The organism is Chryseobacterium gilvum (genome assembly GCF_025628965.1).
GTDB classification, from domain to species: Bacteria; Bacteroidota; Bacteroidia; order Flavobacteriales; family Weeksellaceae; genus Chryseobacterium; species Chryseobacterium gilvum.
In genome coordinates, this window is the sequence record NZ_JAOTEN010000002.1 from 595311 (window position 1) to 610423 (window position 15113).

Sequence of the window (15113 nt, forward strand, 5' to 3'; positions counted from 1 at the left end):
CATCAATAAAATTGTAACATTCTTTACTTTATATTTACTAATGTAAAAAAAGTAAACCATGTTTTTAAAATTCCTGAAATTAGAATTCAAAAGTTTTTTCCGGGGCTCATCAGTCGGTGTGAATCTCTTCATGAAAGTTCTCCGTATTTTGGGGATTTTATACTTCACGGGATGTTTCGCAGGTGGGGCTTTTATTGCTTTTTTCCTTGTACAGAAAGAAATGCAGCAGGATCCTTTAAAAATCATTTCAAAATTTATGGTTGTTTTGTGGGCTGTAGATTTGATTTTAAAATATCTTTTCCAGCAGATGCCTACACAAAATATAAAACCGTTTCTCACACTCAACATTTCGAAAAGAACTCTGGTCAATTATACCCTGATTAAAACTTTTCTTTCGCCCTTCAGCTGGATGAATTCTGTGTTTTTTCTTACTTTTTCAGGCATATGCCTCTTCAATGGATATGGTATTGTAGAAACTGTAGCCTGGCTTACTGGAATTTCGCTGTTGCTGTATCTTAATAATTTTATCAATATCCTTTTTAACAATAAAGAAAACATTGCGATCGGTGCAGGTATTGTCATCGCCGCTTTAGCCGGTCTTACTTATTATAACGTCATTCCGCTTCTGGATTATTCTGAAAAGCTTTTCTATTCATTATATACCAAACCGTATTTCATTGTAATTCCGATTGTCATGTTTGCCGGTTTATGGAGTATTTGTTACAAATACGTTTATAAAGAATTTTATCTTGATCAGGGTCTTGAAGCTAAAAAAACGTTTGGAAAAACAGAAAACATCGCTTTTCTTAATAAATATGGGGCTATCGGAAGCTTTATTAATAACGATATCAAAATGCTTCGAAGAAATAAGGTGACTAAAGGAATTCTGATCGGAAGTTTCATGTTCATTTTCTATGGCTTGCTGATGTTTACTTCTTCCATTTATAAGACACCGTATATGATGATGTTTATGGGGCTTTTTGTTACAGGTGGTTTCCAGTTTTTATTCGGGCAGAGAGTGCCGTCATTTGACAGTTCCTATTATCCTTTAATGATGACGTTAAACGTGCCGTACAAAGAATATCTTAAGGCAAAATGGTGGCTCATGAATATTGTAACTGCAGTTTCTATGGTGGTGGCTTTATTTTACGCAGTTATCAGTTGGGAGCTGTACGTTACTTTTTTTGCGGCAGGACTGTATAATATTGGGGTGAATTCTCAGTTTACTCTTTGGTCAGGTGCTTTTACCAAAGCGCAGATTGATCTGAATTCTAAAGAAAAAGTAATGGGGCAGAAAAACAGTTTCAATATGAAAAGCATTCTTCTGATGATTCCTAAAATGCTGCTTCCCATGGCTGTTTTTGGGGTTTCCAAATATTTCTTCGGAATGACGGCTGCTGTTATCAGTATTGCTGTTCTGGGATTGATAGGGTTTTTATTCAGGGAAAAAATATTCGATATTATCGTAAATATATATAAAAGTGAGAAGTACAGCACATTAGAAGCTTTCAAATCTAAAAATTAATCCCATGATTACCATACATAATTTATCTAAAACGTACGGAACCGCCACGGTTCTTAATATTGAAAATATAGAAATCCCGAAAGGAGAAACCTTCGGTCTGGTCGGAAACAACGGCGCAGGAAAAACCACGCTTTTCAGTCTGATGCTTGATCTGATCCAGCCGTCAACAGGTTTTGTAAGCATTGACGGTATCAAAGTGAATGAATCTGAAGCCTGGAAATCTAAAGTAGCCGCTTTTGTGGATGATACTTTTCTGATCGGATATCTGACGCCGGAAGAATATTTCTATTTCATCGGAGAATTGAGAGGGCAGAATAAAGCTTCCGTAGATGAATTCCTCAAGCAGTTTCACGATTTATTTAACGGAGAAATATTAAATTCCGGAAAATACGTAAGGGATCTGTCCAAAGGAAATCAAAAAAAGGTAGGAATCGTAGGAGCCATTATCGGAAACCCGGAAATCGTCATTCTGGATGAACCTTTCGCCAATCTTGATCCTTCTACACAGATCAAACTGAAGAATTTAATTAAAGAATTATCAAAACAAAGCGGCGTTACCTTTTTAATCTCAAGTCACGATTTGGCACACACCACTGAAGTCTGCAACCGAATTGTGGTGGTGAATAAAGGTCTTCAGGTAAAAGACATTCAGACCAATCCGGAAACGTTAAGAGATCTGGAGCAATATTTTGCCGATCAGGTGAATAAGGTTTCTGATGAGGCAGCCGTTGAATAATTTGTAAAAATAAATTCATATTTTTAAGAATCTAAATCTCTAAAATATGAAAGCTCTACATTTTGTTCTTTTTTGCAGCGTTTTTTTGATTCCGATGAAAATCTTTTCCCAGTCAAACTGCAATATGTCGGTAACCTACTCAGAAATGGCGTTTGAGAAATTTAAAAATGCCTACAAATCTGATACTGTTGATCATGCGAAAGTATTTATAAAAAAAGGAATTGAAGAGGCCGAACAAGCTTCTGCGTATGCCTTGATCTGCAATTGTCCGTTAGCGAAAAATTATGCTTTGAATGCCGTTACATTCGGGATAAAAGCAGGTAAAGCAGATAATTTGGAAGAAGTAAAAAAGCAGTCTAAAAAAGCAATGGATATGGCATTGGATGTGATGACGGCAACACCTGCCTGCAATCAGAATTCAAAATAAATTTGCATGAAGATCACCTGTAAAAACTGCGGACATATTTTTGAAGGTCGCTATTGCAATCATTGCGGACAATCTGCCAATACCCACAGAATCGATGCTCAATTTTTGTGGGAAGATATAGAGCATGGCCTGTTGCATTACGATAAAGGAATTCTTTATACTGCAAAACAGCTTTTCCTGAAGCCTGGATATGTTATTAAAGACTACATCGCTGGAAAAAGGGTTCACCATTTCAGGCCGATTTCTTTAGCAATCGTTCTGGCAACATTGTATGCGTTGGTATACCATTTGACCCATGTGAATTTAATTGTAAAAGGAAGTGAAAATTCCGAAGCAATCTTTGAAAAAATTATTGAACATTATTATTGGTTTGTTTTCATTACCATCCCGATTTTTGCTTTGAGCACATCTTTGTTTTTTAAAAAAGCCGGATATAATTTCTGGGAATATTTTATTTTTGAAGCATTGAAGGTTTCACAGAGACTAATTGTGCATATTTTATTTTTACCGATAATTTTACTGCTTAATCATCCTTCTTCTACCGATCTTATCATTAAATCTTTGTTGATTGTTGATATCGCACTGATTTTCTGGACAAATCTTCAGTTCTTTCATCAGTTTCCGAAATTTAAGATCTTTTATCTCACCGTATTCAGTTACCTTCTGTATTCTTTTATAACAACGGTACTTTTAATCCTATTCATGTTGATCTTTTTTAAAGTGTAATTCTTCTATTTCAAATACTTTTTTATTTTAATTAAAAAAAATAAAAATTTTGTGTAACCTTTTCGATCTTTTGTTGTCTTTATAGTAGAAACAGAATAACAACCATGAAGCTTTTGTTTAACAATAAAAAAGAAGATCTGCTGAGCCGTCTGAAAAAACAGGATCCGGCTGCGCAGAAAATCTTTTATGATCAGAGTGTCAAGAAATTCCTGAGTGTGGCAAAAAGCTACATCAGCGATATGTATCAGGCGGAAGATTGTGTAATCAAAGCATTTTGTAAAATTTTTAAACATATTGAAAGCTATCGCGGAGATGGAAATTTTGAGGGTTGGGCGAGAAAAATTGTAGTGAATGAATGCCTTAATTTCATTAAAAGCCATAAAACCGTTTTCTATCTCGACGATGTTCATCCGTCTGTTCTTGAAGAAATTCATGATGAGCAAATCGTTTTTGATTTTAATGCACAGGAACTTTTAGACCAGCTTCCGGATGCTTACAGAATGGTTTTTAACCTCTATGTCATTGAAGAATATTCGCATCAGGAAATCGCAGATACTCTGAATATCTCTACAGCAGTAAGCAAAACGCAGCTCTTCAGAGCAAAAGAAAAACTGAGAAAGATCTACTTTCAACAACAAAAGAAACTGAAAAATGAAAACCTCTAAAAATAATATCGAATATCAGATCAAAAAGCAGATCGATGAAAGAGAACTTGCTCCTTCAAGAGATCTCTGGTCAGAAATTGAAATCCAGACTCAGATAAACAGCCATTCTAAGACAAAAAAAATCAATTGGTTTTTGGTGGCGGCATGCGTAGTCCTTACTTTAAGCTTGGGAGCTGTCCTGTTTTTTAATCAGGATTCTACACCCAGTGTGCAGGTTGCAAAAACGGACAATCCTAAAATAATTAAAGAAAATCCTGTAAAAACACAAAAAATACATTCGCCTGAAAGTACTCGGCAAAATCAGGAAAGGTATGTTGAGGTAAAAAATATTCCTTCATTAAAATCTGAATCTGAAGCTTCAGACATCATTACAGAGAAAAAAGAACTTCCGGTTATCCGCGAAAACGCAAAAGATATTGCAGTACAGATTTCTCAGATTCCGGCAGAAAAAATCCTGGCAAAAGAAGATTCGGCAAAGACTCAGGTCAAAAAAAAACGATATGTAGATCCCTCAACTTTACTTTTTTCGGTAGAACATAAGGATGTTATTGAAAAAACCAAAGGAGGAAGCAATGTGGCAACCATTGATCTGAATACCAAATAAAATTCATTTAAACTAAAAATAAATTATACCATGATTAAGAAATTTATCATCGCAGGAATGTTGTGCCTTATTACAGCTTCTGTCAGTGCGCAAAAAGGATTAAAGCTCAACCTTCAGTCAAAAGAAGACACCGAAGTGAGCCCTATTGTAAAAGAAAAAGTGGATGAATATGCAAAAAAAATTGATACGATCATTCAGGAAGAAAAAAAGCTGATGGAGGCTGAACTGCTGATTCTTCAGTCAAAAAATTTGGAAAAGACCGAATTTGACAGACAAAAATCAGAAGTTGCGAACCGTTATTCGGAAAAAATTGATCAGAGAATTGAAGCATTGGGTTTTGATCTGGATACGGTGATCCAGAAGCAGGTAAAATACTCTCTTCTGAATTCTGATGTCACTTCAAATGAAGAATTAAAAGCAAAGCTTCTGAAGAAATTCCGTCCTACAAAAGACATTACGGGATACTTTACGTACGGCATTATGACTTTAACCAATGATCTTCCTGATAATGAACTTGATAAAAATATGGGCTATGCAAGCAATCTTGAATTTGGGTTAAAGTTTAATTATCAGTTTAGCAGAACCAGTGCATGGGGATTGATTTCCGGACTTGGATTTTCATGGAGAACCTTACGTCCCGATAATAATATGATCTTTGCCAAAGATGCAAACGCAGATGTTTTTCTGAAAAGTTACCAGGGAAGTATTGATAAGGCAAAATTGAGAACAGGTTATGTAGTCGTGCCTCTGGGTTTGCAGTACAATTTTTCTAAGCTGAAAAACGCAGGGATGGATATTCAGTACAGACCGTATTCAGAGGGTCTCAGAATCGCGGCAAATATTTACGGCGGGGTAAAAATGTCTACAAACAATATTGTAAGAGGCGACGGCGAAGATTTCAGAGACCGAAGCAATTACCAAGTAAATCCTTTTGTTTACGGGGCACAATTCACCGTTTCGTATGATGACATCAGTTTGTTTGTGAAAAAGGATTTCAGCAATTTCTTTAAAGATCCTTATTTTAAAAATGATAAAGCACTCGTTTTCGGGATCGGAATCGGATTATAACTTTCATAGAATTTCATATTAACAGGAAACAATTGATTTTATCTAAAGTCAATTGTTTTTGTTTCTAAAAAGCATGTTTTAAGCGAAATTCAATTGCAGTTGGTTCTAAACAGAGTTGTTTTAAATAAAATGCAGCTGCAGTTAATTACCACCAACTTGTTATAAACAAAATGCAGTTGCAGTTAGTTCCAAACAGAGTTATTTTAAATAAAATGCAGCTGCAGTTAATTCCCAGCAATTTGTTATAAACAAAATGCAGTTGCAGTTAATTTCCGCCACATTGTTTTAACCTTCGGCAGGTTTATTAAATGTCAAACTATAAAAAACTCCGTAGAACGTAATGTCTCACGGAGTTTTATCAATTATTTAATTTTTAATCTGATTAAAATTTTACCATCAAGACTACTAATAATTGAAGTTTATAAGTTTTCTTAATGTTTCGAAATACTATTTCAGGCTTCCCACCATATCTTCAGGTTTCACCCATTCATCAAACTGCTCAGAAGTCACAAAACCAAGATTGATGGCTTCTTCTTTCAACGTCGTTCCGTTTTTATGAGCGGTTTTGGCAATTTTTGCGGCATTTTCGTACCCGATATGGGTATTTAAAGCGGTTACGAGCATTAATGATTTGTCTACCAGTTCTTTAATTCTTTCCATATTGGGCTCTATTCCAACGGCACAATGATCGTTAAACGAAATACAGGCATCGGCAATTAACTGAGCCGACTGAAGAAAATTATACGCCATGACAGGTTTGAAAACATTCAGCTCATAATTTCCCTGTGTTCCTGCAAAGGAAATCGTCGTGTCATTTCCTAAAACCTGGGCACAAACCATGGTCATCGCTTCATTTTGTGTAGGATTCACTTTTCCCGGCATAATGGAAGAGCCCGGCTCATTTTCCGGAATGTGGATTTCCCCGATTCCGGAACGGGGTCCTGAAGCCAGTAATCTGATATCCTGAGCAATTTTAAATAAAGATACCGAGAGCTGTTTCAATGCTCCGTGAGATTCTACGATCGCATCGTGAGCCGCCAAAGCTTCAAATTTATTTTCTGCGGTTACAAAAGGCATATTCGTGAACTTCGCAATGTATTCCGCGACTTTTACATCATACCCTTGAGGTGTGTTTAATCCGGTTCCCACTGCGGTTCCGCCCAATGCAAGCTCGGAAAGGTGTGGCAATGTGTTTTTTAAAGCTTTTAACCCATAATTCAATTGGGCAACATAGCCCGAAAATTCCTGTCCTAAAGTCAAAGGAGTGGCATCCATCAAGTGCGTTCTCCCGATTTTAACGATATCTTTAAAAGCTTCTGATTTTTCTTTTAACGTATCTCTCAGTTTTTCAACTGCGGGAATGGTTGTTTCTATTACTTTTTTATAGGCTGCAATGTGCATTGCTGTCGGATACGTATCGTTTGAAGACTGAGATTTATTCACATCGTCATTCGCGTGAATTTCCGACTTATCTCCTAAATTCCCTCCATTATTTACATGAGCTTTATTAGAAATCACCTCATTGACATTCATGTTAGATTGTGTTCCGGATCCGGTTTGCCAAATGACTAATGGAAACTGATCATTTAGTTTCCCTTCTAAGATTTCGTCGCACACTTTTGCAATCATATCTCTTTTTTCAGCAGGAAGAACTCCTAAATCGGTGTTGGTAAATGCTGCTGCTTTCTTTAAATATGCAAAAGCTTCGATAATTTCGTGGGGCATAGAACCTTCCGGGCCGATCTTGAAATTGTTTCTTGAGCGTTCCGTTTGCGCGCCCCAAAATTTGTCTGCAGGAACCTGCACTTCACCCATGGTGTCTTTCTCTATTCTGTAATTCATTGTGATTGAAATATTTGTTTAGTTTTATGTAACCACAAAAGACACAAAAGTTTAGCTTAAAATATTACAACCTAAAAAGTCACAAAAATGAAAATCAAAGATTTTCTAAAAACTAATGTGTTCTTTTTAAAGCAATATTTACTAAACTTAATTTTATCTAATGTGTTTAAAAGCTTTTGTGGTTTAAAAGTTTCTATAAAGTTAAACAATGCTTTAAACTCTCGCAATTTATAATCATTATAAATATCAATCTCAATCACAGGTTTTTACTGATGCTTTTTTGGCTATGCCGTATTTTTGCAGCCAAAGAAAAATTGAATGGAATTTAGATATCAGGATCCGTACCCGATTCAGAAAGATGATACGGTGTATAAAAAATTGACTTCAGACTATGTAAAAGTAGAACAGCTTGGCGATAGAGAAATTTTAACCATCGATCCGAAAGGTCTAGAATTATTGGCTGAAGAGGCCATGGCAGACGTTTCTTTTATGCTTCGTTCTTCCCATTTAGAAAGCTTGAGAAAAATTATTGATGATCCTGAAGCAACTGATAATGACAGATTCGTTGCTTACAATTTACTGCAGAATGCTGCAGTTGCTGCGGAAGGCGCTTTGCCTTCTTGCCAAGATACGGGAACGGCAATCGTAATGGGAAAAAAGGGTGAAAATGTCTACACCGGTGTCGATGACGGAGAGTATTTAAGCAGAGGAATTTACAATACGTACCAAAAGAGAAACTTAAGATATTCTCAGATCGTTCCGTTAAGCATGTTTGAAGAAAAGAATTCCGGGTCTAATCTTCCTGCGCAGATCGATATTTACGCTAAAAAAGGAAATTCTTACGAATTTTTATTTTTAACAAAAGGGGGAGGTTCTGCCAACAAAACATTTCTTTATCAAAAAACAAAATCTTTACTGAACGAAAAATCACTTGAAGCTTTTGTAAAAGAAAGAATTTCAGATTTGGGAACCGCGGCTTGTCCGCCTTATCACTTAGCATTGGTAATCGGGGGAACTTCTGCGGAAGCCAACCTGGCTGCAGTAAAAAAAGCATCTGCGAAATATTATGATCATCTTCCGACTGAAGGGAATGAAGCGGGACAGGCTTTCAGAGATCTGGAATGGGAAGCTAAAGTTCAGAAAATCTGTCAGGAAAGTGCAATCGGAGCACAGTTTGGCGGAAAATATTTGACGCATGATGTTAGAGTAATCAGGTTGCCCCGCCACGCAGCTTCCTGTCCGGTCGGAATGGGAGTCTCCTGTTCGGCAGACCGAAATATTAAAGCCAGAATAAACAGCGAAGGCATTTTTCTGGAGCAGCTGGAGCAGGATCCGAAAAGATTTTTACCCGCAACACCACCCCATTTGGAAGAAGCGGTAGAAATTGATCTGAATAAACCGATGCCAGAAATTTTGGCGGAACTGTCAAAATATCCAATTAAGACCAGATTAAAATTAAACGGAACATTAATCGTGGCAAGAGATATTGCTCACGCAAAGATCAAAGAATTGCTGGATGCAGGGAAACCCATGCCGGAATATTTCAAAAATCACCCGATTTATTACGCTGGGCCTGCAAAAACCCCGGAAGGAATGGCATCAGGAAGTTTCGGACCGACAACGGCAGGAAGAATGGATGTGTATGTTGACGAATTCCAAAGTCATGGAGGAAGTATGGTCATGCTCGCAAAAGGAAACAGAACGGCAGATGTGACGAATGCCTGTCATCAATACGGAGGATTTTATTTAGGGTCAATCGGCGGACCTGCAGCAATTTTGGCGAAAGACAATATTTTATCGGTTGAGGTGGTCGATTTCCCGGAATTGGGAATGGAAGCAGTGCGAAAAATAGAAGTAAAAGATTTCCCGGCATTCATCATTACGGATGATAAAGGGAATGATTTTTTTGCAAATCTTGCACATTAACAGTTTAAAATAATAATAAATTACAAATTTAGGTTCTTAATCTTTTGATGAAAAAGAAAAAAGTCCTACTTTTGCCTAAAATCTATAAGAAAGATGATGTTATCAGCATTTTGGCCGTTTTATCAGTTCCTTTGGACAATCTACTTTATTACGATGTTTTTAGTAGGGTTCTGGTGTATTTTTATGTTTTTCGGATTGGTGATCCCAATGTGGTTAACAGAAGGTTTAAAAGAATATTTTGGTAAAATAAAGCCATTTGACCCTGAAGATATCAGAAGAAAAAATATCTATGAGCAGGAAGGTGTTGAGGTTATTTTTAATCAGCCTAAAGGTCATGGGCCTTTCTTACATGATAGCCATTCTCACGACAACGGACATCATTAATGAATGTCATCGCTTTTCCACCTTAATTCCGGAAAAGTGATATCATAGCAAAACAACATATATAAACCACTGATCTTGTATCAGTGGTTTTCTGTTTTTATAATGATTTGTTTCTGATTAGTAAATATTCATTAAAATTGTATGTTTGACATAATTTATTAGTATAAAATTAAGAAATTAAAGGATAAATTATTGATTTACTTGAAAAATGTTTTATATTTAAAGTTTATTTATAAAAAACCGATATGAAAAAACTTTATTCAACATTTTTGCTGCTTATAACAGCATTTCTTTTTGGGCAGATCAGTTATACGATCAATCCTAATCCTTTTAACGAAACCAATTCCGTTACGCTCAGTGTTCCGGGCAACCAGATTGATGAATCAGCTTGGGGAGTGAGCGGGAATGCCATTTATATTTGGACGTGGTCATTGGATTTAAACTATGCTAATAGTCAGGATTGTCCCACTAACGGAGCCTGGACCAATTCTAACGAGCTGAACAGGCTGGCTTACAATGCAGGAACAGACACGTACTCCCTGACTTTCACACCTACAACATTCTACAACCGGACCGGTATCGGAAGAATAGGTTTTTTACTGAAAACAAAAACGGGTGACCATCAGACATCACCTGATATTTTTGTAAATGTAGGGACGCTAAGTTTAAATTTAACAAATCCTGCCGCGAATTCACTTACATCAGTTCCTGTCGGAAATAGCATCAATATTACAGCTTCTACGAATATTAATGCCACTTATCAGCTAAAGGCAAATGGAACCGTTATCAATTCCACATCGACACCTTCAACATCATACAGTTACAATTATACCGTAACAGCAGATGCCAATATGGAGATAATTGCTACCGATGCCAATTCTAACGTCAAAAATGCAACTTTTATGCTGCAGGTTCCTAGAAATGTAGTTTCTGAGGCTATTCCAAGCTGGATAAGACAGGGAATTAATTATAATCCTACCGATAACACAAAAGTAGGTTTAGCCTTGTATGCGCCTTTTAAAAACTTCGTTCATGTGATCGGTAGTTTTAACAACTGGACAGTGAATGATGCCTATTTGATGAAAAGAGATACTACAAATCCTGATCTGTACTGGATCGAGCTTACAGGAATTACGCCTCAACAGTTGTATACTTTTCAATACAGAACCAATGATTTGAGAAAAGTGGCAGATCCTTTTTCTCCTCAGATTTTATCTTCTTACGATGATCAGTATATTTCTGCATCCACCTATCCGAATTTGCCGGTATTTCCTGCAGGACAGGGATTTGAGGTTTCCACGTTCAAAACCGGAGAAACACCTTACAATTGGCAGGTAACCAATTTCCAGAGACCGAATAAACAGGATTTAATTGTCTACGAATTGTTATTAAGAGATTTTACGCAGGAAAAAAACTGGCAGTCGTTAATTGATAAGATCAATTATCTGAAAAGCTTGAAAATTAATGCGATCGAACTAATGCCAATTATGGAATTTGAAGGGAATCTTTCCTGGGGATATAACACTTCGTTTCATTACGCTTTAGATAAAGCTTACGGTACTCCTCAGAAATTTAAAGAATTTATTGATCTGTGTCACCAAAACGGAATTGCGGTAATCCTAGATGTTGCCTTTAATCACGCAACCGGCAGATCGCCTTTGGCGAGACTTTGGAATATTGATCCGGACGGAGACGGTTATGGAGATATCGCCGCCAATAATCCTTATTTCAATACTGTTCCGAAACATTCCTATAATGTTTTCAATGATTTTAACCACACCAGTCCTGCGACAAAATATTATGTTGAAAGAACCTTACAGCAATGGCTTACAGAATATAAAGTGGATGGTTTCCGTTGGGATTTGACCAAAGGTTTTACCCAAAACTGTTCAGAAAATGATGAAACCTGTACCAATGCGTATCAGCAGGACCGAGTAGATATCCTGAAATATTATGCAGACAAACAGTGGGCACTCGATCCCAATTCATATATGATTTTTGAACATTTGGGAACCGATGCGGAAGAGCAGCAATGGGCAAATTACAGAATTGCAGAAGGAAAAGGCGTAATGCTTTGGAATAATCAGAACGGGCCTTATAACCAGAATACAATGGGCTATAAAGAAAACAGCAATTATGACCGTATGGATCATGAATTTCACGGGTTCAGCAATATGTCGGGTGTTGGATACGGAGAAAGCCATGACGAAGAAAGATTAATGTTTAAAAATCTAGCGTATGGTGCTGTAAATGGGACCTATAATGTGACAAATCTCAATACAGCATTAGAAAGAATGAAAACCTTTGGAGCGACCTTCTTTACGATTCCCGGTCCGAAGATGATTTGGCAGTTTGGAGAACTGGGATACGAATTCAGCATTAACAGATGTGCAGACGGGACTATTAACAACAATTGCAGAACAGACGAAAAACCGATTGCTTTCACATTAGGATATGACACCAATGTCAACAGAAAGGCGATTTATGACACTTGGGCGCAGATTATTAACATCAGAAATGCCAATCCTGTTTTCAAATCCAAGACATACACCGTAGAATCAAATAATCTTACGAATGATCCAAATGGGCTCATCACTAGAATATATGTATATGACAACACATTAACAACAGGAGTGAAAAATGTAGTGGTTCTGGCCAATTATGATACTTCCGTTAAAAACGTTGTCCCTTATTTTCCATTTACAGGACAATGGCAGAATCTCATGGACAGTACAATATTGAACGTTACGTCTACGACAGATCCTATAACACTTCAGCCGGGAGAATTTAGAATTTTTGCAAATCCGGTGGCAACTCTTGCTACTGGTGAAGAAAATTTAGATAAAAGATTGTCTTTACAGATTGCAGATAACCCGGTTAAAAATGGTTTGGCTACATTAATTTATCACAAAGCCAAAAACGGGCAAATTATGATCTATGATATGAGCGGCAAAAGAATGGATTCTTTTAAACTTAAAAATGAAGACGGAACTTATGAATTAAAAACAAATTATCCCGCAGGAACTTATCTTGTTCATCTGAAAACCGATAATGGCGTTGCCATTCAGAAAATGATCGTTCAGTAAAATGATCGATGTATAAATTAAACATTAAAAGCTCATGGAAATGGGCTTTTTTTATTTATCCTCAAATCCGTATCTTTGCATACTAAATTTTTAATATGTCTAAGTCATTAATTCCAAAATTAGAAGCGATAAAACAAAGATATAATGAGGTGGCAGACCTTATTATACAGCCAGAAGTAATTTCGGATCAGAAAAAATATTCTTCTCTCAATAAAGAATACAGCGATTTAGGAAAAATAGTACACGTTTACGATCAATATAAAAATGCTTTAGACAACATCGCAGAATCGGAAGAAATCATCGCAGATGGTTCAGACAGAGATTTGGTCGATATGGCTAAGGAAGAAAAAGTAGAAGCGCAGGCAAAACTTCCTGGTTTGGAAGAACAGTTAAAAGTTCTTTTGATCCCTAAAGATCCTGCGGATGATAAAAATGTGATTGTAGAACTTCGCGCAGGAACCGGTGGTGATGAAGCTGCCATCTTTGTAGAAGATGTATACAGAGCGTATTCCATGTTTTTTAAAACCAAAGGATGGAAGCACGAAATCACAGATTCTAACGAAGCGGCAAAAGGATATAAAGAATTGATCCTGAAAGTGGAAGGAGAAGGCGTTTACGGAATTATGAAATTTGAATCCGGAGTACACCGTGTACAGCGTGTTCCCGAAACAGAATCTCAGGGAAGAGTGCACACTTCGGCCATTACCGTTGCTGTTTTACCGGAAGCGGAAGAAATCGATTTTGAATTGAATCCTGCAGATATTGAAATGCAGACTTCGCGTTCTGGTGGAGCGGGGGGACAAAACGTAAACAAGGTTGAAACAAAAGTACAGTTGACACACAAACCTTCAGGAATGGTGGTGGTTTGTCAGCAGGCACGTTCACAGTTGGCTAACAGAGAGTTGGCCATGGAAATGCTCCGTACCAAATTATATGATATTGAAGTTCAGAAATCTGTGGGAGACATTGCTGCACAGCGTAAATCGATGGTTTCCACGGGTGACCGTTCTGCAAAGATCAAAACATACAATTATCCGCAAGGAAGAGTTACCGATCACAGAATCAACAAATCCATGTACAATCTTGATGCATACATGAATGGTGATATTTCTGAAATGATCGATGCCGTAATTATGGCTGAAAATGCTGAGAAAATGAAAGGCGAAGAAGAAAATTATTAAATTTTTTTTCTTCTACATATTACATATAAAGCTTCTGAGAAATCAGAAGTTTTTTATTTTAGAATATCAAATTACTGTATAAATTATTTATATTTGTACGTATAATATTTATTATGGACTCAAAACTTACTATAAAACTCAACGAAACAGTCATTGAACGCGCAAAAAAATATGCCTCTGGAAAGAAGATGAGCTTGTCAAGATTAATTGAGAATTATCTTGATTCTTTAACCCGGGGGGAAAGCGATGAGTTTGAAATTTCTCCTTTTGTTAAAAGTATATCTACAGGGAAAAGTATTCCAGTAGATATAGATGATAAAGTATTTAAAGAAAATTTGATTGATGATTTCGACAAAAAATATCAATAATGAAAAAGATATTTCTAGATACCAACATCGTATTAGATTTTCTTGGTGAAAGAGAAAATTTTTATGGACCAGCTGCAAGAGTTTTAACTTTAGCAGACCAAAAGGAGATTACCGTTTATACATCTCCCAGCTCTATTTCAAATGTATATTATATTTTAGCAAAATATGAAAATCCTAAAGCAGCACTTGAGAAAATCCGAAAGTTTAAGGTGCTTTGTAATATTTCCATAATGAATGATGAGGTTGTAGAAAGAGCTATCAATTCAGATTTTAAAGATTTTGAAGATAGCATGCAGTACTTCAGTGCTATAGCTGAAAACTGCGAAATTATCATTACAAGAAATGAAAAAGATTTTAAAAATGCACTAATTCCGGTGATGAATGCTGAAAGTTTTTTACAGATAATTAAAAAATAAATTTTTTGACTACTTATTTATTACCATCAAGTAATATAGATATCGCAAGTTTCTCGCCGAAGAAGCTTTTTTTATTCCCATAACTTTCCTTAAATTTGATAAAACCATTGTCATGAATTTCAAATCAATTGTATTAACCGCTGGAGTTTTGTTTTCAGC

General features: G+C 36.4%; 14 protein-coding genes. 13 read left to right on the top strand and 1 reads right to left on the bottom strand.

All coding sequences use genetic code 11. From position 1 onward, the window contains the following. Positions 1-58: 58 nt before the first annotated feature. The 7 genes from N0B16_RS09510 to N0B16_RS09540 all read left to right on the top strand — a co-directional run bounded on the left by N0B16_RS09510 (position 59) and on the right by N0B16_RS09540 (position 5751). Positions 59-1525 carry a DUF5687 family protein gene (locus N0B16_RS09510; protein ID WP_262990612.1) on the top strand — a complete coding sequence of 489 codons (1467 nt, stop codon included), beginning with the start codon at positions 59-61 and terminating at the stop codon, positions 1523-1525. 4 nt (positions 1526-1529) lie between these two features. Continuing rightward, a complete protein-coding gene (locus N0B16_RS09515; RefSeq protein ID WP_262990613.1) occupies positions 1530-2261 on the top strand; it encodes an ABC transporter ATP-binding protein in 732 nt (243 codons plus the stop codon). A 46-nt stretch (positions 2262-2307) separates the two neighbouring features. Further along, positions 2308-2688 (top strand): hypothetical protein, encoded by a 381-nt coding sequence (locus N0B16_RS09520; protein ID WP_262990614.1) that lies wholly within the window; start codon positions 2308-2310, stop codon positions 2686-2688. A 6-nt stretch (positions 2689-2694) separates the two neighbouring features. Further along, positions 2695-3414, top strand: coding sequence for a DUF3667 domain-containing protein (locus N0B16_RS09525; protein ID WP_262990615.1), 720 nt, complete (start codon positions 2695-2697; stop codon positions 3412-3414). Between the two features lie 104 nt (positions 3415-3518). Next, positions 3519-4079 carry an RNA polymerase sigma factor gene (locus N0B16_RS09530; RefSeq protein ID WP_262990616.1) on the top strand — a complete coding sequence of 187 codons (561 nt, stop codon included), beginning with the start codon at positions 3519-3521 and terminating at the stop codon, positions 4077-4079. Then, positions 4066-4683 carry a hypothetical protein gene (locus tag N0B16_RS09535; RefSeq protein WP_262990617.1) on the top strand — a complete coding sequence of 206 codons (618 nt, stop codon included), beginning with the start codon at positions 4066-4068 and terminating at the stop codon, positions 4681-4683. The genes N0B16_RS09530 and N0B16_RS09535 overlap by 14 nt, the downstream gene beginning before the upstream one ends. Positions 4684-4713: 30 nt before the next feature. Further along, on the top strand, positions 4714-5751 hold the full coding sequence (locus N0B16_RS09540; RefSeq protein ID WP_262990618.1) for an outer membrane beta-barrel protein: 1038 nt from the start codon (positions 4714-4716) through the stop codon (positions 5749-5751). 447 nt (positions 5752-6198) lie between these two features. On the opposite strand, the gene fumC is transcribed toward N0B16_RS09540, so the two are convergent. Further along, positions 6199-7593, bottom strand: coding sequence for a class II fumarate hydratase (gene fumC / locus N0B16_RS09545; protein ID WP_262990619.1), 1395 nt, complete (start codon positions 7591-7593; stop codon positions 6199-6201). Positions 7594-7911: 318 nt separating this feature from the next. On the opposite strand from fumC, the gene N0B16_RS09550 reads away from it, so the two are divergent. The 6 genes from N0B16_RS09550 to N0B16_RS09575 all read left to right on the top strand — a co-directional run bounded on the left by N0B16_RS09550 (position 7912) and on the right by N0B16_RS09575 (position 14954). Beyond that, positions 7912-9519: a fumarate hydratase gene (locus N0B16_RS09550; protein WP_262990620.1), complete on the top strand. Its 1608-nt coding sequence runs from the start codon at positions 7912-7914 to the stop codon at positions 9517-9519. 93 nt (positions 9520-9612) lie between these two features. Further along, on the top strand, positions 9613-9903 hold the full coding sequence (locus tag N0B16_RS09555; protein ID WP_262990621.1) for a hypothetical protein: 291 nt from the start codon (positions 9613-9615) through the stop codon (positions 9901-9903). 245 nt (positions 9904-10148) lie between these two features. Next, on the top strand, positions 10149-12989 hold the full coding sequence (locus N0B16_RS09560) for an alpha-amylase family glycosyl hydrolase (protein WP_262990622.1): 2841 nt from the start codon (positions 10149-10151) through the stop codon (positions 12987-12989). A gap of 95 nt (positions 12990-13084) precedes the next feature. After that, on the top strand, positions 13085-14170 hold the full coding sequence (prfA, locus tag N0B16_RS09565; RefSeq protein WP_262990623.1) for a peptide chain release factor 1: 1086 nt from the start codon (positions 13085-13087) through the stop codon (positions 14168-14170). Positions 14171-14283: 113 nt separating this feature from the next. Further along, positions 14284-14538, top strand: a complete 255-nt coding sequence (locus tag N0B16_RS09570) for a DUF6364 family protein (protein WP_262990624.1) — start codon at positions 14284-14286, stop codon at positions 14536-14538. Further along, positions 14538-14954, top strand: a complete 417-nt coding sequence (locus N0B16_RS09575; RefSeq protein ID WP_262990625.1) for a type II toxin-antitoxin system VapC family toxin — start codon at positions 14538-14540, stop codon at positions 14952-14954. Before N0B16_RS09570 ends, N0B16_RS09575 begins: the two co-directional genes overlap by 1 nt. Positions 14955-15113: the final 159 nt, after the last annotated feature.

What these genes read in the sequence shown, in the direction of transcription:
- N0B16_RS09510 (WP_262990612.1), top strand. Translation starts at nt 59, where the DNA reads ATGTTTTTAAAATTCCTGAAATTAGAATTCAAAAGTTTTTTCCGGGGC.
- N0B16_RS09515 (WP_262990613.1), top strand. Translation starts at nt 1,530, where the DNA reads ATGATTACCATACATAATTTATCTAAAACGTACGGAACCGCCACGGTT.
- N0B16_RS09520 (WP_262990614.1), top strand. Translation starts at nt 2,308, where the DNA reads ATGAAAGCTCTACATTTTGTTCTTTTTTGCAGCGTTTTTTTGATTCCG.
- N0B16_RS09525 (WP_262990615.1), top strand. Translation starts at nt 2,695, where the DNA reads ATGAAGATCACCTGTAAAAACTGCGGACATATTTTTGAAGGTCGCTAT.
- N0B16_RS09530 (WP_262990616.1), top strand. Translation starts at nt 3,519, where the DNA reads ATGAAGCTTTTGTTTAACAATAAAAAAGAAGATCTGCTGAGCCGTCTG.
- N0B16_RS09535 (WP_262990617.1), top strand. Translation starts at nt 4,066, where the DNA reads ATGAAAACCTCTAAAAATAATATCGAATATCAGATCAAAAAGCAGATC.
- N0B16_RS09540 (WP_262990618.1), top strand. Translation starts at nt 4,714, where the DNA reads ATGATTAAGAAATTTATCATCGCAGGAATGTTGTGCCTTATTACAGCT.
- fumC (WP_262990619.1), bottom strand. Translation starts at nt 7,593, where the DNA reads ATGAATTACAGAATAGAGAAAGACACCATGGGTGAAGTGCAGGTTCCT.
- N0B16_RS09550 (WP_262990620.1), top strand. Translation starts at nt 7,912, where the DNA reads ATGGAATTTAGATATCAGGATCCGTACCCGATTCAGAAAGATGATACG.
- N0B16_RS09555 (WP_262990621.1), top strand. Translation starts at nt 9,613, where the DNA reads ATGATGTTATCAGCATTTTGGCCGTTTTATCAGTTCCTTTGGACAATC.
- N0B16_RS09560 (WP_262990622.1), top strand. Translation starts at nt 10,149, where the DNA reads ATGAAAAAACTTTATTCAACATTTTTGCTGCTTATAACAGCATTTCTT.
- prfA (WP_262990623.1), top strand. Translation starts at nt 13,085, where the DNA reads ATGTCTAAGTCATTAATTCCAAAATTAGAAGCGATAAAACAAAGATAT.
- N0B16_RS09570 (WP_262990624.1), top strand. Translation starts at nt 14,284, where the DNA reads ATGGACTCAAAACTTACTATAAAACTCAACGAAACAGTCATTGAACGC.
- N0B16_RS09575 (WP_262990625.1), top strand. Translation starts at nt 14,538, where the DNA reads ATGAAAAAGATATTTCTAGATACCAACATCGTATTAGATTTTCTTGGT.